Origin of the sequence: uncultured Kocuria sp. (genome assembly GCF_947500125.1) — a bacterium.
In the GTDB taxonomy this organism is placed as follows: domain Bacteria; phylum Actinomycetota; class Actinomycetes; order Actinomycetales; family Micrococcaceae; genus Kocuria.
Window position 1 is genome coordinate 116,000 of the sequence record NZ_CANMRA010000001.1, and the last position, 18,816, is coordinate 134,815.

Here is an 18,816-nt window from a genome sequence, read left to right on the forward strand (position 1 = left end):
CGGCCGGTGTTGCGGTGATCCGTCCCCGCTGGACGACCGGCTCCTTCTGCGGCGGGACGGCCATGACAGTGAAGACCCTCGAACCCATCGGGGTGGCGGGGCCCACGTCTTCCACATCCGGAATCAGTCCCCAGAGCCACGCTCCCCGCTCCGCACAGTCGCCGCGACGGTGCAAAGCGGCCGGTGCGGAATCGGAAACCTGGGGAAACACCACGGTCACAGGACCGACCTACGCTCGGAGCATGACCACTGCCCCCTCCGCCCCCGCCCCCGGTGACCACGGCGCTCGCGGCGCGCTCGGTGAGCTGACCGGGTTCCGCGTCGGCGTGACGGCCCACCGCCGCGCCACGGACTTCATCGCCGCCCTGGAGCGCCGCGGCGCGCAGGTGGTGCACGCGCCCGCCCTGATGATCTCCCCCGTGGCCGAGGACACCCGGGTGGTCGAGGACACCCGCGCGCTGCTCGCCCACCGGCCGGAGATCGTCGTGGTGACCACGGCCTACGGGCTGCGCCGGTGGTTCGAGGCCGCCGACGCCGCGGGCCTCGGCGAGGACCTGCGGGACGCGTTCCGGGCCGCGCGGGTCCTCACCCGCGGGGCGAAGGCCCGGGGCCAGGTGCTCTCCCTCGAGCTCGAGGACGCGGAGGCCTCCGAGGACGAGCGGACCTCCTCGGTGGTCGACCGGCTCCTCGCCAACGGCGTGGCCGGCGCCCGCGTGGCCGTCCAGCTGCACGGGATGGCCGACGAGCTCCAGCTGGAGCGGCTCGTGGCCGCGGGGGCGCGCGTGGACACCGTGGCCCCCTACCGGTGGCTCTCCGCCGACGACGGCGAGCGCCTGCCCGCCCTGATCCGCGACGTCTGCGAGCGCCGCCTGGACGTGCTGACCTTCACCGCCGCCCCCGCCGTGGACTCCCTGTTCAGCACCGCCCAGGAGCTGGGCCGCTACGAGGACCTCGTGGACGCCCTGCGCGCGGACGTCACGGCCGCCGCAGTGGGACCCGTGTGCGCCGGGCCGCTGCGCGAGGCCGGGGTGGAGCCGCTCGTGCCGGAGCGCTTCCGGCTGGGGGCCCTGGTCCGGGCCGTGTGCACCCACGCGATCGAGCAGCGCACCCTCGTGGTGCCCACCCGGCACGGGACGCTGCGGCTGATGAGCACCGGCGCTGCGCTCGAGGACGTGTTCGTCCCGCTCTCCGACGCCCAGGTCGCGGTGCTGCGGGCGCTCGCGGCGCACCCCGGGTCGGTGGTCTCCCGGGGGCTGCTGCTGTCCGCGGTGCCGGGTCTGGAGACAGAGCACGCCCTGGAGATGGTGATCTCGCGGCTGCGCCGGATCCTGCCCGCTCCCCTGGTGGTGACCGTGATCAAACGCGGCTACCGGCTGGACGTCTGAGCCACGGCCCGGCGGACCGGGCGGACCACCGCGTTCATCGCCTGCTCCACCGGGCCCGCGCCGAAGGCCCGCTGCCAGGCTAGGGCGAACAGCACGGAGAGCACCAGGCTCGCGATCAGCCACAGCGCGGGGGCGGTGTAGAACAGCTCGAAGGACAGGAAGACGAGGTGCGCCGTGTACAGGGTCAGCGTCATCGCGCCGAGGGCCGCCAGGGGCTGCAGCCACGCGCCGTGCCGGCGGGCGAGGAGCAGGCACGTCCCGACGACGGCGAGGCTCACCCCGAGGCTCCACGCCACGGAGAACGGCGTGTTGACGTCCGGTGTGGTGAGCACGAGCCACCACGGCGAGGTGGTCGGCAGCGTCCCCGTGGGGCCGTACACCAGCAGGCTCTCGAGCTGCGCCGCGGTGAGGTCCGGGTCGCTGAATAGCAGCCGCGTGTAGACGTCCCCCGCGTAGAGCAGCTGCCGCGAGACGAGCTTCGCGGTCACCGCGAGCGCCGCGCCCACCACGAGCAGCCGGACCTGGACGTCGCGGCGGCGGAGGTTGAGCCGGCCGATGGCCATGCCCGTCAGCACGTAGGCCAGGTACGGCAGGGCCGGGTAGGTCCCCGTCAGCAGCAGCTGCCCCAGCACCGCGAGCGGTTCGGCGGCCAGGGTGGCGAAGGTCGGGTTGTACAGGGAGAACCCGGGCAGCGAGTCGCCCAGGAGGTGCAGCAGCAGCGGACCGGCCACGAGGAAGACCGCCGCGCCGGCGAACAGGGCCCGGGACCCGAGCCCCAGGAACGGCAGGGCGAGCAGGAAGTACGCGGCGAAGTAGATCAGGATGTTGTACGCCGGGGGCTCCGGCGGCATGAGCAGGCCGATCAGCAGCCCGAGGAGCAGGAGCAGCAGCGCGCGCACCACGATGCCCACCCGGGCGGCGGTCATCTCGCGGCCCCGGAAGGGCCGGCGGCCGCCGGAGGTGAACGCCAGCCCCGTGCCGGCCAGCAGGGCGAACAGGGCCGGGGAGTCGCCGGGGAACAGGATCCACGTCACGGTGGGCTTCCCCGTGGCGGCGTAGGACATGGGCAGGATGTGCACGCACATGATCGCGACGAGCGCCAGCCCGCGGGCGGCGTCGACGCCCACCGAGCGCCGGGTTCCACGCCGGGCGGCGCGGCCGGTGCCGCCCGCCGCGGGCGGGTTCTCGGTGGTGCGCTCCCTCATGGGTGGTCGTCCTGTTCGTCGGGTCCGGTCCTCGGGGTCGGGGCCCGGAGACGGGCCACGGGCGCGACCATCTTCGCACCCCGGGGCACCCGGGCCAACCGGGACGGGCCCGCCACGGTGTCCACCCTTGTGCGAAAGCACACCGACGGCGGATCGACGGCGCACCGGTCCCCGGCACCGCCGGGCCCCGTCACACCGCGGCCGCGTGCTCCTCGACGAGCCGGCGCACGGCGTCCTTGCAGCCCCCGCACCCGGTCGAGGCGCGGGTGGCGCAGCTGACCTCCTCGACCGTGGCGGCGCCCCGGCCCACGGCGTCGGTGATCCCGCCCATGGTGACGCCCGCGCAGTGGCAGACCGTCGACTCCGGGGTCATCGGGCTCTCCTCGCCCCCGGCGTCCGGGCCGTCGAGGCGCAGCAGGACGCTCGGGTCCTCGGGCACCGTCTCGCCCCGGTCGTGGAGCAGCCCGATGCCGGCCGCGGCGCGGGGCAGACCGAGCACGATGTAGCCCTCCAGCGTGCGGTCCGGGCCGAGCACGAGCTTCGCGTAGGTCCCCGCCCCGCCGTCCGCCCACTGCACCACGGACCCGCCGTCCGCACGGATCTCCCACGGCAGCCCGCCGACCGCCCCGGCGCAGGCGAGCTCCACCTGGTGCGCCTTGAGCCGCACCGCGCCGGCGGGCCCGCCGGTCAGCGGCGCGAGCACCGCCGTGCCGCCCTCGGCCACGGCCTCGAGCTCGGCGCGGAACCGGGCGGCCAGCCACTCCGCCTGCCGCCACCCGGGGCCCACGAGTCCGGACGGGCCCATGCCCTCCCGGCCCGGGCAGACCTGGCAGGACGGGTCCTGGCACAGCACCTCGGCGCAGTCGCCGATCGCGAACACCCGCTGCTCCACGTCGGCCTCGAGCTCGTGGTCGACCACCACACCGCGGGCGGTGCGCAGGCCGGCGCCCTCGGCGAGCTCCGTGCGGGCCGTGACCCCGATCGAGAGCAGCAGCAGCTCGCCGGGGACCTCGCGGCCGTCCTCCAGGAGCAGGCCGCGGAAGCGCCGGTCCTCGTCCAGGAGCACCTCGCGCGCGGGGGTCCCGGAGACCACCCCCACGCCGGCGTCCGCGAGCGCCCGGCCCAGCAGCGCGCCACCGGCCGCGTCGAGGGAGCGGGTCATCACCCACGGGGCGTGGTGGACCACGGTCACCGGGCAACCGACCTCACCGGCGGCGAGCGCGGCCTCGAGCCCGAGCACGCCGCCGCCCAGGACCACCACCCGGCCCCGGCGTTCGACGACCTCGCGCACGGCCCGGGCGTCGCGCAGGTCCCGCAGGGCCGTGACCCCGGCCGGCAGGTGCTCGTAGGCGTTGGGGTCGGGGTTGATGCCGCGCAGCACGGGCAGGTTGGGGCGGGCGCCGGTGGCCAGGACCAGGCGGTCGTAGCCGAGCTCACGGGTCTCCCCCGTCGGTCCGTCCGTGAGGCGCAGGATCCGGCGGGAGCGGTCGATCCGGGTCACCTGGGTGCCGAGCAGGACGTCGATCCCGGACCGCGCGAGCGACTCGGGGTCGGCCAGCCCCATCGTGGCGCGCTCGGCCCGGCCCATCGCGTGCTCGCCCACGAGGACCCGGTTGTAGGCGGGGTCGGGCTCCCCGCCGACCACGGTCAGCCGGATCGTGCCCGCGGCGGCGAGGTCGGCGACGTCGTCGACGAAGCGCGCGGCCACGGGGCCGAAGCCGATCACGACCACGTGCTCGCCGGGCCGCATGGGGGCTCCCGCCGGGCGGGAGGGGCGGTGCGTGCTCATCGGACCCTCTCCTCGGGGGCGATCGCGCGGACGGTGACCGAACCGGCCTTGAACTCGGGCATGGACGAGATCGGGTCCACGGCGTCCGAGGACACGAGCTTGTTGGCGGTCTGGTTCCCGGCGTAGTGGAAGGGCAGGAACACGGTGTCGGGACGGATGTCCGTGGTGAGCTGGGCGAGGGCCACGGCCTGGCTGCGGGCGCTCGTGAGCTCGACCACGGCACCGTTGCGGATGCCGAGAGAGGCGGCCGTCGCGGGGTGAATCTGCATCATCGACTCGGGGCGGGCCTCGTGGAGCGAGGGCACGCGCCGGGTCTGGTTCCCGGACTGGTAGTGCTCCAGGTACCGGCCCGTCACGAGGGTCAGGGTCCCCGCCCGGTGCAGGGGCTCCCGGCGGTTCCGGCGCGGGCTCGGGTCCACGGCGCGGCCGGCGGCGCGCGGGCGCACGGGGACCAGCACGGCGCGGCCGTCCTCGTGGCCGAAGCGTTCGAGGAAGGCTCGGGGCGTGCCCGCGGAACTGCCGGCGGGGTAGGGCCAGTAGCAGGCCTCGTCGGCGTCCAGGGCGGCCCAGGCCATGCCCGAGTAGTCGGCCTTGCCCCCGGCCGAGGCCAGGCGCAGCTCCTCGAAGACCTCCTCGGGTGCGGTGCCGAACGTGCCCGGGGCCTCGAGCCGGCGGGCCAGTTCGGCCATGATCCACAGCTCGTCCCGGGCCCCGGGCGGCGGGTCCACCGCCCGGCGGCGGCGCAGCACCCGGCCCTCGAGGTTCGTCATGGTGCCCTCCTCCTCGGCCCACTGCAGGACGGGCAGGACGAGGTCGGCGAACTCGGCGGTCTCGGAGAAGAAGAAGTCGCAGACCACCAGGAAATCCAGCGCCTGCAGGCCGCGGACCACGGCGTCCGCGTCCGGGGCGCCGATCACCACGTTGGAGCCGTTGACCCACAGGCAGCGGACACCGTGCTCGGTGCCCAGGGTGGTCAGCAGCTCCACGGCCGGAATCCCGGCGCCGGGCAGGTCGGACGGGTCCACGCCCCACACGCCGGCCACGTGGGCACGGGCGGCGGGGTCCGTGATGCTGCGGTAGCCGGGCAGCTGGTCCGCCTTCTGGCCGTGCTCGCGCCCGCCCTGGCCGTTGCCCTGCCCGGTGAGGGTGCCCCAGCCGGACCCGGGGACGCCGGGCAGGCCGAGGAGCAGGGCCAGGTTGATCGCGGCCGTCGCGGTGTCCGTGCCGTCGACGTGCTGCTCCACGCCGCGCCCGGTCAGGACGTAGGTCCCCCTCCGCTCGCGGGCCAGCAGGCGGGCGGCCCGGCGGATCCGCTCCGCCGGGACGCCGGTGACCTGCTCGACGCGCTCGGGCCACCACGCGGTGACGCTCGTGGTGAAGGACTCGAGACCCCGGGTGCGCCGTTCGAGGTAGTCGCGGTCGGCCAGGCCCTCGTGCAGGACCACGTGGGCCAGCCCCAGCAGCAGGACCAGGTCCGATCCGGGGGTGGGCTGCAGGTGCAGCCCACCCCCGTCCTCGGTCATCCGCACCGTGGCGGTGCGGCGGGGATCGACGACGACGAGGCCCCCGTGCTGCTGGGCGTGCTGCAGGTGCTGGACGAACGGCGGCATGGTCTCGGCGGGATTGGTGCCCAGCAGCAGCACGGTGTGGGCGTCGTCGAGGTCGGTCACCGGGAAGGGCAGGCCGCGGTCCATCCCCAGCGAGCGGTTGGCGGCGGCCGCCGCGGAGGACATGCAGAACCGGCCGTTGTAGTCGATCCGCGAGGTCCGCAGGGCCACCCGCGCGAACTTCCCCAGCTGGTAGGCCTTCTCGTTGGTCAGGGACCCGCCGCCGAAGATCCCCACCCCGTCCCGGCCCCAGCGCTCCTGGGCGGCCCGGAACTCCCCGGCCATCCGGTCCAAGGCCGTCTCCCAGGAGACCTCCTGGAAGACCCCGTCCGCCCCGCGCAGCAGCGGCGCCGTGAGCCGCGACGGGTCGGCCAACAGCTCCGACGACGTCCAGCCCTTGCGGCACATCCCGCCCCGGTTCACCGGGAAATCCCGTCCCAGCACCTCCGGGAACCCCTGTTCGGCGGCGGTGTCCGACCCCGTGTCCAGGGTCATCGCGCACTGCAGCGCGCAGTAGGGGCAGTGGGTCGCCGTCGTGCTCATGCGGGCGGTTCCTTCCGGGGGTGGGACGCGGGGGCGGTGGCTCAGATGTGGCTGTCGCCCATCTCGGTGCCCCGGCGCAGGTAGCAGAACCAGGTCACGGCCAGGGCTACGAGGTAGAAGCCCACGAAGCCGTAGAACGCCGCGCTGTAGGCGCCCGTGGTGGTGTTCGAGAGGTTCAGCGCCTGCGGGATCATGAACCCGCCGTACGCACCGACCGCCCCGATGAGGCCCAGGGCCGCCGAGGCCTTCCGCTCGGTGGAGACCGCCACGTGCTGCTGCTGCCGCAGCCCCAGCACCCGGTAGATCGAGGGGATCATCCGGTACGTGGAGCCGTTGCCCATGCCCGCCGCGGTGAACAGCAGCAGGAAGAGACCCAGGAACAGCCAGAAGCTGGCCAGGGGCAGGGTGAGCACCACGGCCAGGGCGAGCAGCGCCATGACCGCGAACACGGCCACCGTCACCGGCGCGCCGCCGAAGCGGTCCGCGAGCCTGCCGCCGTAGGGCCGGGAGACCGAGCCGACCAGCGGGCCGAGGAACGCCAGGGACAGGGCCGCGGCGCCCACGCTGAAGGACGAGAACTCGGGGAAGGTGTCCGCGATGAGCTTCGGGAACACACTGGAGAAGCCGATGAAGGAGCCGAAGGTGCCCACGTAGAGGAAGGACATGATCCAGAAGTGCGGCTCCTTGACCGTGGCCAGGGAACCGGCCACGTCCCCCTTGGCGTGGGAGAGGTTGTGCATGTACTTCCGGGCGCCCCACGCGGCGAAGAGGATGAACGGCACCCAGATCCACCCGGCGACGGAGAGCCCGGTGGCGCCGAGGGCCACGAGCGAGACGGCGATCGGGACGACCAGCTGGGCCACGGCGGTGCCGAGGTTGCCGCCGGCGGCGTTCAGCCCGAGCGCCCAGCCCTTCTCCCGCACGGGGTAGAAGAAGGTGATGTTGGCCATCGAGGAGGCGAAGTTGCCGCCGCCGAAGCCGGCGGCGGCCGCCAGCAGGAGCATGACCCCGAACGGGGTACCCGGGTTGCCGACCGCCAGGGCCAGGCCCACGGTGGGGACCAGCAGCAGCAGGGCCGAGACGATGGTCCAGTTGCGGCCGCCGAACCGTCCCACCATGAAGGTGTAGGGGATGCGCAGCGTGGCGCCCACCAGCGACGGGATGGAGATCAGCCAGAACATCTGGGAGTCGCTGAAGGCGAAGCCCGCGCCGGGCAGGAAGACCACGGTGATGGCCCACAGCTGCCAGACGGCGAAGCCGAGGAACTCCGCGACGATGGACCAGTGGAGGTTCGTGCGGGCGATGGGCCGGCCGGTGGACTCCCAGAAGGCGGGGTCCTCGGGGCGGTAGCCGTCCAGCCAGCGGCCGGGCCGCTCGCGCAGGGCGAGCGGCGGCGCGGGCGTGGCCGCCGCCGTGGTGGCCGGGTCGGGGTGCAGTTCTGAGCTCACGGGTGACCTCCTGGGCGAGCGGGGCGGAGCACGGCGACGGCGGCGTGCGGTGCTCCCACGCTACGAACCCCGTGTTTCCGGCCCCGACGGGAGGGGTAACGCCCCGGTGCACGTTCACTCACAGCGCCGGGCCGCCCGTGTGAGGCCCCCGTGCGCCCCGGCCACGCCGAACCCCCAGCCACCAGCGCCCCCATGCAGCGAGTCCCCAGCCCGGTCGCATTTCCCCACGTGGATGCGTGGGGAAATGCGACCGGGCTGGGGACTCAGCGGTCGGGCCGGAGCGGCGGGGCCGCGCGGTGGGTCAGCGGGCGGCGACGCTCCTCGAGATGCGCTTCGAGGTGCGGGCCACCAGCTTCTCGAGCGGGCCCTGCCCCACCGCGCGCTGCCAGGCCACGGCCAGCAGCCCGAAGACGGCCACCTGCATCCAGAACCAGAACCCCGGGTGCAGCTCGTAGACCATCGTGGCCAGGAACAGCAGGTGCAGGGTGTAGAGCGTGAACGTCATGGACCCGGCGGCCGCCAGCGGCGTGAGCGCCTTGCCGATCAGCCGGGCCAGGAGCAGGAACGCCCCCAGCGCGAACGCTGCCATGCCCAGGCTCAGCAGCAGCGCCACGGGCGTGTTGCTGTGCGGGGCGGGCACCATGAGCCACCACAGCGTGGTGGTCGGCAGGGACGGGTCCGGGCCGAAGACGAGGATCTCGTCGATCTGCTCCTCGGACAGCCACGGGGTGGCCTCCCAGATCCGGTCGTAGACCCCGAGGACCAGCAGCGCCACCATGGACACCGTCCAGGAGAGCAGGGCCAGCGCCGCGCCGGCGCCCACGAGCCACAGCTGCACCCGCCGGCTCGTGAGGTTCATCCGGCCCAGGGCGATCCCCGCGCACAGGTAGGCCATGTACGGCAGGGCCGGGTAGGTGCCGGTCAGCAGCAGCTGGGACAGGACGGTGACCGGCTCCGTGACCAGGTTCCACAGCGTGGGGTTGCCGTACACGTGGGCGGGCAGGACGTCCACGGCCCACTGCATCAGGAACGGAGCGACGAGGGTGAACGCCGCCGCGCTGATCAGCAGGTGCCGGATGCGCAGACCCAGGAACGGGATGGCGAGCAGGAAGAACATCCCGTAGTAGATGAGGATGTTGTCCACCGGCGGGGCCACGAAGCCCACGAGGAACCCGACGAGGGCGATCACCGCGGCGCGGCCCACCAGCCCCGCCCGGTCCCCGGCGAGGCGCCGGCCCGTGTGCGGAGTGCGGCCGCCGGAGAGGAACGCGAGGCTCACCCCGGCGAGGGTCGCGAAGAGCGCGGCCGAGTGCCCGGCGAAGAGGGACCAGCTCAGGGAGGCCCGCTCGTTCTCCGCGTCCCAGTAGGGCAGGGTGTGCACGGCGACCATCCCGAGCAGGGCGAAGCCCCGGGCGGCGTCCACACCGACCAGCCGCCGCCGGGTGCGCTTCCCGGAGGCGCCGGGAACGTTGAGCACCGCGGTGCCCCCGCCACGCGTGGCGGCCGCGTGCTCAGCGCTCACGGGTCGCACCTCCGGCGGGCACGGCCCCGACGACGTCGGCGTGCAGCGGGCGGATCGGGTTGCCGCCCCAGGTGCTGCCGGCGGGAACCGTCTCCTGGGCCATGACCAGAGAGCCGGGGCCCACGGTGGCGCCGGCCTCCACGGTGCTGCCGGGCAGCACGAAGCTGTTGGGCCCCAGGGTGGAGCCCGCCTCCATCGACACGGGCTGCAGCCGCATGATGCGGTCGTGGAACAGGTGGGTCTGGAGCACGGTCCCGCGGTTGACGGACACGCCCCGGCCCAGGTGGACGAGGTCGAACTCGGGCAGCCACCAGGTCTCGCACCACACGCCGCGCTCGATCTTCGCGCCCATGAGCCGGGCCCAGGCGTTGAACACCGGGGAGCCGACGGCCAGCCGGATCAGGCCGGGCACGGCCAGGGACTCCGCGAAGGTGTCGGCGAGCTCGTTGCGCCACACGAAGGAGCTGAACAGCGGGCGCTCGCCCTCGCGGAAGCGGCCCATCAGGGCCCACTTGACCAGCACGGGGACCAGGGCGGCCAGCACGCCGGCGGCGAGCACCACGGGCGTGGCCCACAGCAGCGCCGAGACGATGCCGTCGAGGCCTCCCCCGGCCCGCATGTACACGGTGGTGAGCACGAACACGATCGCGAGGTCCAGCCACGCGGTGACCATGAACGGCAGGACGCGCAGGGACTCCACGAGCGTGCGGGCCACGACCAGCCTCCGGCGCGGCCGGTAGGTGACGGCCTCGTCGGCCGCGTCGCTGACGCGGGTGATGGGCTCGGGCATCCGGCCCAGCCAGGAGGTGCCGCGCTCGGCGTCCGCCGGGGCGGAGGAGAGCACGGCGACCAGGGAGTCCTCGGGGACGTCCCGGTCCGGTCCCACGATCGCGGAGTTGCCCACGAAGGAGCGCTCCCCCACGGTCGAGGGGCCCACGTGGATCCAGCCGAAGCCGACGCGGGCGGAGCTGACCATCGAGTGGTCGGCCATGAAGGAGCCGGACTCGAAGGTGGTGAGGTGCGGCAGGGTCTCCACGGTGGAGATCTCCACCTGGTCGCCCACCCGGGCGCCCAGGAGCCGCAGGAAGAACGGCGTGGCGATGGAGGCGTAGACCGGGTAGGTGGAGACGAGGCTCTTCTGCAGCAGCACGCCCGTGAGCCACACGGCCCAGCCCACGGTCCCGTCGGCGGCGTGGTGGCCGGGACGGATCAGCAGGGCGAGCGCCCGCACGACGAGCACGAGCACGGCCAGGTAGACGAGGACGGTGAGCACGGCGAAGACGGGCACCCACAGGGCCAGGACGGGGAAGACGAGCTCGTAGAACTCGATCCCGCTGACCTGGGTGTAGACGATCAGCGCGCCGGGGACCACGGCCAGCACGGGCAGGATCCCGACCGTGCCGAGGCCCAGCGCGTACAGCAGGCCGATGAGGAACCGGTTGCTGCGACGGGGGGCCCACTCGAGCCAGGACTCCCCGGCGGCGCCGAGGTCCACGAGCGGGGAGCCGCCCTGCAGGCGGCCGGCGGGGACGGTGCCGGTGACGTGGGAGCCGGGGTGGACCTCCGCGCCGGCCTCGACCACGGCGCCCGGGCTCAGGAGCGTGCGGGTGCCGATCCGGGCGTTCTCGCCCACGGTCACGCCGTCGAGGTGGAAGACGTCGCCCTCGAGCCAGTAGCCGGAGAGGTCCACCTCGTGCTCGACGGCCGCGCCGTCGCCGATGCGGGCCATGCCGCTGACGGGGGGCATCGTGTCGAGGTGGGCGTGCCGGCCCACCCGGTTGCCGAGCAGCCGGAAGAACAGCACCATCACGGGGGTGCCCATGAGGGGCTCGAACTTGTTGAAGATCAGGATCCGCTCGGCCATCCAGACCCGCAGGTGGGTCCAGGAGCCGCGGGCGTGGGCGCCGGGGCGCAGCCGGAAGGTCAGCAGCCGGATGAACAGAGCGGTGAGCACGAGCCGGCCGGGCAGGGCGAAGAGCACGAGCCAGCCGACCACCAGCGGCAGCAGCGGCGGGTTCGGGACCCAGCCCGCGCCGAGCAGGTTGAAGAGCAGCCAGACGACGATCGCGGCGCCGACCACGTAGCGCAGCCCCGAGACGGCGTAGAGGGCCGTGAGGAAGGGGACCTGCACCAGGCCGTTCCAGCGCGGGACGTCGGCCACCCGGCGGGCGCGCGCGGCGTCCTGGGCGACGACGTCGACGCGGGCCAGCGTGGTCAGGTACTCGTGCATCCCGGCGAGCGTGGGGTTGCGGTAGATCTCGGCGATCTCGGCGTCCGGGTAGGTGCGCCGGAGCTCGGAGACCAGCTTGGCCACCGCCACGGAGGTGCCGCCGAGGACGAAGAAGTCGCTGTCCTCGTCGATGGGCAGGGGGCCGAGCTGGTCCGCCCACAGGGCGGCGAGCCACTCGAGCTCGGCGTCGATCCGGGAGTCCTCCGCGGCGGCGCCGGCGGAGGGCAGCGGCCAGGGCAGGGCCTTGCGGTCCACCTTGCCGGAGGTCTTCAGGGGTAGCTCGTCCATCAGGGTCAGCGCGGGCACCATCTGGCCCGGCAGGCGGTCGGCAAGCAGGCGGCGGGCGACCTGGAGGTCCACGGATCCGGGGGCGTCGGCCACGAGGTAGCCCACGAGGACCTGGTTGCCGGCCGGGGTGGTGTGCACGGCGGCGGCGCCGGCCTGCACACCGGGCAGTCGGGTCATCTGCTCGTCGATCTCGCCCATCTCCACGCGCCGGCCCGAGATCTTGACCTGGTCATCGGCCCGGCCCACGAAGACGATGCCCTCGGGGTCGGCGCGCACGAGGTCGCCGGAGCGGTAGGCCCGCTCCCAGCCGAGGGAGTCCATGGGCGCGAACTTCTCGGCGTCCTTGGCGGGGTCCAGGTAGCGGCCCAGCCCCACGCCGCCGATGATCAGCTCGCCCTCCTCGCCCCAGCGCACGGGGTTGCCGGCGGTGTCCACGATGGCCAGCTCCCACCCGGGCAGCGGCAGGCCGATGCGCACGGGCGGCTCGCCGGTGAGCACGGCTCCGGTCGCGATGACCGTGGCCTCGGTGGGGCCGTAGGTGTTCCAGACCTCGCGGCCGGGGTGCGCGAGACGGGCGGCGAGCTCGTTGGGGCACGCCTCCCCGCCGAAGATGAGCAGGCGGATGCGGCTCAGCGCCTCGGCCGGCCACATCGACGCGAGCGTCGGCACCGTGGAGACGGCGGTGATGTCCCGCTCGACGAGCCACGGGCCCAGGTCGGTGCCCGAGCGCACGACCGCGCGCGGGGCCGGGACCAGGGCGGCGCCGGAGCGCCAGGCCAGCCACATCTCCTCGCAGGAGGCGTCGAAGGCCACGGAGAGGCCCGCCATCACGCGGTCGCCCGGGCCCAGCGGGCGCCGGGGCAGGTAGAGCTCGGCCTCGGCGTCCACGAGGGCGGCGGCCGAGCGGTGGCTGATCGCCACGCCCTTGGGCTTGCCGGTGGACCCGGAGGTGAAGATGATCCAGGCGTCGTCGCCCGTACCGGGCTGGCGGCAGTCCGCGGCCGGCCGGACGCCGCTGCGCGGTCGCAGGGCCAGGCCCGCGCCGTAGACGGCGCACACCCCGGCCTCCTCCCAGACCGTGTTCGCACGCTCGTCCGGGTCGTCGAAGTCGACCGGGACGTAGGCGGCGCCGGCGAAGATCGTGCCGAGGACGGCCACGTAGAGGTCCACGGTCCCGGAGGGCACGCGGATGCCCACGCGGTCCCCGCGGCCGATGTCGAGGTCCCACAGACGCTGGGCCTGGGCCTCGACGCGCTCGAGGAACTCGGCGTAGCTGAGCTCGGTGGTCCCGTCGTCGACGGCCACCGCGTCCGGGTGGCGCGAGACCGTGTCCATGACGATGTCCACGAGCGTGCGCGGCGCCGGCGCGGACGAGACGGGGAAGACGGCGCGGCCCGGGACCTGCGGCAGGGGCTGCGTGTGCAGCGCGCGGTCGAGGACCTCCCCGTCCTCCAGCCGGTCCTGCTCCGGGTACCGGTCCTCGAGCAGGTGCCGTCCGCTCCCCTGGCGGGTCGAGCCGCTGCGCGTGCTTGGGCGCACTGTCATTGATTCCCCCATCGATGTTTCCGCCGCCGCGGATCTGCGCAGCGGCCGGTGCCGACAGAAAGAACGAGCCCAGGGACCGGTCGGACCGGCTGGAAGGCTCCCGGGAGCACGCGCGCCGATCAGCGCGGTGCCGAGAGCGGTTGTGCGGCCTCGATGCCCCCACATCGGCCTTCCCCCTGAACCGGCTCCCCTGCCAGTTCTACTTACTGCACCGTACGGTCGGTGCTGTTGCATCTGCAAGCCGGCGGGGGCCCGGAGGCCTGCCGCGGCGGCGCCGTCTCCCCCGTCGTCCCGCGCGAATCCGCGGATGCCGCCCTGACCAGGGACGACGACGAGAGATCGGTCACGTGTCCCCTGCCGCGCGCTCCGGCGAGCGCTCCCCGGCGGTCATCGCCGCGTCCAGCACCCGGGCCTCGGGCAGCTCGAAGTGGTCCACGCCCTCGCGGTAGCGCACGCTGGTCCGCTCGTAGCCGGCGTCCTCGTACCAGGCGTGCCCGGCGGCCGCCGCGGAGAGGGCGTCGAACGGGGCCCACGGGTCGGTGCCGTCGTCCTCGAGGCCCACGTCCCAGTGCAGGACCAGCTGCTCGAGCTGCTCGTCGGTCGGCTCCGAGGAGCCGGAGGACGGCGCGCCGCCCCCGCCGGAGAGCACCGCGCCGCCGCCCGCCAGGAAGTCCGCGCGGTCGGCCAGCAGCTCGTAGCTGATGAACTCGGCGCCCCCGGAGTAGCCGTGCAGCCAGGTGCGGGAGCGGTCGAGGTCGTACTCGGCGAAGATCTCCTGCTCGGCGAGGGCCAGGAACCACTCGGCGTTGCCGTCGAGGTCCTCCCACCAGGTGGGCTCGCCCTGCCGGTCCGGGGTGCGGGGAGCCACGAGCACCGCGTTGTGCGAGCGCGCGACCTCCGCGAGGCAGGAGACCTTGTGCTGCGGGTGGTGGTACTCGTAGGCGCCATCCCCGTGGAGCCGGAAGACCACGCCCACCGGCTCGCTCCAGTCGATGCCCTCGGCGAAGACGTGGTAGCTGCTGGTCGTGCCGTCGTGCTCGAAGGCGACGTCGAGCCGGTCGGAGGGGCCCTCCGCCCAGCGCATTCCGCCGGAGCGCACCGGGCCGTCGGAGAGCGGACCGCTCCCGCCGCGCGGGGCGATGCTCACGTCCTCGAGTCCGTAGGGGGCGCAGGAGACCTGCTCCTCGGGGGCGGGGGCCGGCTGCCACGCCCAGCGGACGGCGAGCGACGCGGCGACCAGCGCCAGGAGGGTCCCGGTGAGAATGGCCACATCCACGGCCCAGCGGGAACCGCGGCGCGGCGCGGCCTCGCCCGGTCCCGTCCGTGTTTTCACCCGTTCATCCTAGGGGGAGGCGCCGCGCGCCGCCCCTCGCCGATTTTTGGGTTCGCAACGTCTCCCCCATAATCGGCCAGGACCGTTCGGGGGGACGGCGCCCCCCACTTCCTCCTTCCGTGGTCCGTCCACCGCACCAGAGGAGAAGATTCCGCGTGACCATCACCGCACGCCCTCGGGCCGAGCAGAGCGCTCCTGAGATCCAGGAGCAGCTGCCGTCCCAGGACCGGCTGCGCCGCAGCCTCAAGCCCCGTCACCTGACCATGATCGCGATGGGCGGTGCCATCGGCACCGGCCTGTTCGTGGCCTCGGGCAACACCATCGCCACCGCCGGGCCGGGAGGGGCGCTGCTGGCCTACGTGGTCATCGGCTTCATGGTCTTCCTGCTGATGCAGAGCCTGGGCGAGATGGCCACCTACCTGCCGGTCTCGGGCGCGTTCGAGGAGTACTCGACCCGCTTCGTGAGCCCGTCCTTCGGCTTCGCCATCGGCTGGAACTACTGGTACAACTGGGCGATCACCGTGGCCGCGGAGCTCGTGGCCGCCGCGCTGATCATGCGCTACTGGTTCCCGGACGTGCCCTCGTGGATCTGGTCCGGGTCCTTCCTGGCGATCCTCTTCGCGCTCAACGCGCTGAGCGCCCGGGCCTACGGCGAGAGCGAGTTCTGGTTCTCCCTCGTGAAGGTCGTCACGGTCGTGCTCTTCCTGGGGCTCGGCATCCTGATGATCGTCGGCATCCTGGGCGGGGAGTCGCCCGGCTTCGAGAACTGGACCACCGGGGAGGCGCCCTTCGTGGGCGGCGGCCTCGGCATCCTGGCCATCTTCATGGTGGCCGGCTTCTCCTTCCAGGGCACCGAGCTCGTGGGCGTGGCCGCCGGTGAGGCGGAGGACCCGGAGAAGAACGTCCCGCGCGCCATCCGCACCGTGTTCGTGCGCATCCTGCTCTTCTACGTGGGCGCCATCACCGTGATCGGCTTCCTCATCCCCTACACCAGCCCCAACCTGCTCACGAGCGGGGTCGAGGACATCTCCATCTCCCCGTTCACCCTGGTCTTCCAGAACGCGGGGGTCCTCGCGGCGGCCTCCGTGATGAACGCGGTGATCCTCACGGCCATCCTCTCCGCCGGCAACTCCGGGCTCTACGCCTCCACCCGCATGCTCTGGGCCCTGGCCGAGGGCGGCAAGGCCCCGCGCTTCCTGGCGAAGGTCAACCGCCGCGGCGTGCCCATGAACGCGCTGATCGCCACCACCCTGGTGGGCGGGGCGTCCTTCCTCACCACCTTCATCGGGGACGGGGACGCCTACGTGTGGCTGGTCAGCGCCTCGGGCCTGGCCGGGTTCATCGTGTGGATGGGCATCGCGTGGAGTCACTACCGGTTCCGCAAGGCGTACACGGTCCAGGGCCACGACCTCGCCGACCTCCCCTACCGGGCGCGGTTCTTCCCGCTGGGCCCGGTGGTGGCGCTCGTGCTGTGCGCCGTGGTGATCCTCGGGCAGAACTACCAGGCGTTCATCGGCGACATGGACCTGATGGCCGCCCTGACCGCCTACATCGGCCTGCCGCTGTTCCTGGTCCTGTGGTTCGGCCACAAGCTGCTCACCGGCTCGAGGATGGTCCGCTACGAGGACGCCGACCTCACCCGGGCGTGATTCCGGCGCAGCACCCGTGGAATACGTCCGCGGCAACCTGAGCTGTGCCTCGTCGTCCACATGCATCGGTGGCCCCGTTGCTTCGCCGGCCAGCTCATCCTCGAAGGACTTCACACCGCCCGGATGTCATCGCAGTACACGGTTCCGGTCGTGCGCTCTCCGCCCTTCCCGATGTACAGATTGCACCGCGTGACGTGCGTCAGACGCGTCGGGTCCAGGGACTGTCCTTTGTGGTCGGTGTCCCATGGAGCGGCAACGAAATTTGCGAAAGGCGCAACGACCATTGTGCCGGACGTCTTGTCCAAATCGAGACGGTGCTCGAAGTATGCCCCGTCCGCGACGATCTGCAGAGTGACGGCGTTCGAGGACCCGTCGCCCTGCATCCACAGTTCCACAGCGGTGCAGGATGACCAGTCCTGCCCGACCGCTTTGCCGATTCCGGAGTACTCGAAGGCGCCGACATCGTACGAGAAGGCCAACCCGTAGTCACCGGAACCTGTGTGCGTGGTCGTGAGGGCGATAGTACTCGAGTCGAAGTGCATGTACTTTGCCGAAAGTGTCGCGTCGTCACCGGCATAGCCTTCGAAGTCGTCCACTCAGCCATGGGGCAATGGGGATTGCTCGCCGAGCAGGACGATGGCGGAGTCGGTGTGGCTGCGACGGTTGATCAAGGCCATGACGCTGAGGGTGACCGACCGGTTCTGGGGCCGGGCAGGATCGATCTCCCAGATGGCGGACCAGAAACCGTCCGTGTCCGGCGTCATGTGCACAGCAGGACCGTGGTCCGCGCTGCAAAACACCTCCGCGCTGGCGGCTCCGGTGATGCTCGCCCTGACCACGATGTCAGTGGTGACCATCAGTTCTCCGTCGGTAGGGGTGACCAGGTGCATGAACGGACGGCTTCTGACCGCTCTGGTCTTCGCTGAGAAGACTCCCGCCAGATCGTCCGCGAAAAGCGTGAAAGGATCCGCCGCGTACCGACGGAAATCGGGCAACAAGGGATGCGCCCCGAGACCATCGTGAGGAGGAAACGGCACGTAGGCGCGGTCCGCACCGCCCCAGTTCGCCCAAGTCAGCATGTAGGCAATGCGCTTGGCAACAGGGTCTGCTGTGATCGCTGCCAATAGATCGGTGAACCACGTGGGATTCCGGCTCTCCTCACCGTGCTCGCCGAACTCGGTGTACGCAGGCACCTTGCCACGACTGTCGGCCTGCTCCACGACCATGCGCAGGTCAGCGATCAGTGCCGACAAGAACTTGGTCCCACCGGCGGACGGGTCGTAGCTGTCGTATCCGAGCACGTCGACGAAACGATCGCCTGGGTAGGTGGACAGATAACCTCTCGGGTCACCGCCCCATGCCCCTCCTGGCGAATAGGCGTACAAAAGGTTGTGGACCGAACATGCGTCGCGGAGGTATTCCACTGTAAACCGGAAGAGTTCGATGTACGCGCCAGGAGTGGTGTATTTCGTACCCCACCAGAACCAGTCACCGTTGTTCTCGTGCCATGGACGGAAGATGATCGGTATGGGGGTTCCGTCCTCGGTCACGGCACCGTGACAAACACGCGCAAGGCCATCGAGAAATGACCGGAACGAGGAATGCCGGTCCCCTCCCGGGAGGATGTGGCTGACCACATCTCCACTGGTGTCGTTGGAGTCGGTGTGGTTGACAAAATTGGGAAGATGGGCGCTGATCGTGGAGATGCCGCCCAACCGGTGGGCGTCCTGCAGCGCGCGGATGAACCCGGCCTCGTTCTGATGCGGTGCGGCACCTTGGACACCGGGAGCTTCTTTGCCCTGGAGAATAAGAGTGTCCCAGCCGAAAAGTCCGGGATGGTCCCCCACGGCCCTCAGCGTGTCGGAACGTCTCCCGTCGGGAGTCTCGAAAGTAGAACCATGGGAGATGTCGTTCTGGTGACCGAACACCAGTCCCTGTCCCTCCAGCCCCTTCAAGAAGGCGAACAGCGACCGTGTTTCGGCGGTGGCTTCATCGTCGACCAGGTCCACCGACGGCCTTCGGCATGCTGCTAGACCGGTATGCACCGTCCCAGAGATCACCGAGATGGCGGCCGCGGTGACGAGAAATTTGCGTCGGGTGGGATGACGGCTGTCCACGATCTGTCTCCTTCGATGCGGCCCATCAGCGTTCCATGGGCAGACCCCGCCAAGGACGCCCGGTGTACTGCACGAAACAACACGCACTCCCGTGCGGTTCGCTGGTCGTTCCCAGACCGCGAACGACCAACAATGGGCCAATGTCCGAGACTGGG

General features: G+C 72.3%; 11 protein-coding genes. 2 read left to right on the top strand and 9 right to left on the bottom strand.

The features are described from left to right. The first annotated feature begins 242 nt into the window (after nt 1–242). Nucleotides 243–1,385, top strand: a complete 1,143-nt coding sequence (locus Q0817_RS00505) for a uroporphyrinogen-III synthase (protein ID WP_298582626.1) — start codon at nt 243–245, stop codon at nt 1,383–1,385. Here the strand turns inward: Q0817_RS00505 and Q0817_RS00510 are convergent. From Q0817_RS00510 to Q0817_RS00540, 7 genes are all read right to left on the bottom strand, one after another. Further along, nucleotides 1,367–2,590 carry a heparan-alpha-glucosaminide N-acetyltransferase domain-containing protein gene (locus Q0817_RS00510; RefSeq protein WP_298582629.1) on the bottom strand — a complete coding sequence of 408 codons (1,224 nt, stop codon included), beginning with the start codon at nt 2,588–2,590 and terminating at the stop codon, nt 1,367–1,369. The two genes, Q0817_RS00505 and Q0817_RS00510, sit on opposite strands and share 19 nt — an antisense overlap. A gap of 190 nt (nt 2,591–2,780) precedes the next feature. Continuing rightward, nucleotides 2,781–4,379: an FAD-dependent oxidoreductase gene (locus Q0817_RS00515; RefSeq protein ID WP_298582631.1), complete on the bottom strand. Its 1,599-nt coding sequence runs from the start codon at nt 4,377–4,379 to the stop codon at nt 2,781–2,783. Continuing rightward, the gene (locus Q0817_RS00520) at nt 4,376–6,529 is read right to left on the bottom strand and encodes a molybdopterin oxidoreductase family protein (protein ID WP_298582634.1); all 2,154 of its coding nucleotides are present in this window, start codon (nt 6,527–6,529) and stop codon (nt 4,376–4,378) included. Before Q0817_RS00520 ends, Q0817_RS00515 begins: the two co-directional genes overlap by 4 nt. Nucleotides 6,530–6,570: 41 nt before the next feature. Further along, nucleotides 6,571–7,977 carry an MFS transporter gene (locus Q0817_RS00525; protein WP_298582637.1) on the bottom strand — a complete coding sequence of 469 codons (1,407 nt, stop codon included), beginning with the start codon at nt 7,975–7,977 and terminating at the stop codon, nt 6,571–6,573. Between the two features lie 301 nt (nt 7,978–8,278). Beyond that, entirely contained in the window at nt 8,279–9,499 is a 1,221-nt protein-coding gene (locus tag Q0817_RS00530; RefSeq protein WP_298582640.1) for a heparan-alpha-glucosaminide N-acetyltransferase domain-containing protein, read from the bottom strand. Beyond that, nucleotides 9,489–13,562, bottom strand: a complete 4,074-nt coding sequence (locus Q0817_RS00535) for a Pls/PosA family non-ribosomal peptide synthetase (RefSeq protein ID WP_298582642.1) — start codon at nt 13,560–13,562, stop codon at nt 9,489–9,491. Before Q0817_RS00535 ends, Q0817_RS00530 begins: the two co-directional genes overlap by 11 nt. Before the next feature lie 343 nt (nt 13,563–13,905). After that, entirely contained in the window at nt 13,906–14,895 is a 990-nt protein-coding gene (locus tag Q0817_RS00540; RefSeq protein WP_298582645.1) for a hypothetical protein, read from the bottom strand. Between the two features lie 200 nt (nt 14,896–15,095). Between Q0817_RS00540 and Q0817_RS00545 the strand changes: the two genes are divergently transcribed. Next, nucleotides 15,096–16,544 (top strand): amino acid permease, encoded by a 1,449-nt coding sequence (locus Q0817_RS00545; RefSeq protein ID WP_298583042.1) that lies wholly within the window; start codon nt 15,096–15,098, stop codon nt 16,542–16,544. Between the two features lie 110 nt (nt 16,545–16,654). Here the strand turns inward: Q0817_RS00545 and Q0817_RS00550 are convergent, their stop codons facing one another. Further along, nucleotides 16,655–17,140: a carbohydrate binding domain-containing protein gene (locus tag Q0817_RS00550; RefSeq protein ID WP_298582648.1), complete on the bottom strand. Its 486-nt coding sequence runs from the start codon at nt 17,138–17,140 to the stop codon at nt 16,655–16,657. Continuing rightward, on the bottom strand, nt 17,141–18,661 hold the full coding sequence (locus Q0817_RS00555; RefSeq protein WP_298582651.1) for a glycoside hydrolase family 26 protein: 1,521 nt from the start codon (nt 18,659–18,661) through the stop codon (nt 17,141–17,143). Nucleotides 18,662–18,816 lie beyond the last annotated feature (155 nt).

Coding starts and splice junctions, on each gene's coding strand:
- Q0817_RS00505 (WP_298582626.1), top strand. CDS start 243: ATGACCACTGCCCCCTCCGCCCCCGCCCCCGGTGACCACGGCGCTCGC.
- Q0817_RS00510 (WP_298582629.1), bottom strand. CDS start 2,590: ATGAGGGAGCGCACCACCGAGAACCCGCCCGCGGCGGGCGGCACCGGC.
- Q0817_RS00515 (WP_298582631.1), bottom strand. CDS start 4,379: ATGAGCACGCACCGCCCCTCCCGCCCGGCGGGAGCCCCCATGCGGCCC.
- Q0817_RS00520 (WP_298582634.1), bottom strand. CDS start 6,529: ATGAGCACGACGGCGACCCACTGCCCCTACTGCGCGCTGCAGTGCGCG.
- Q0817_RS00535 (WP_298582642.1), bottom strand. CDS start 13,562: ATGACAGTGCGCCCAAGCACGCGCAGCGGCTCGACCCGCCAGGGGAGC.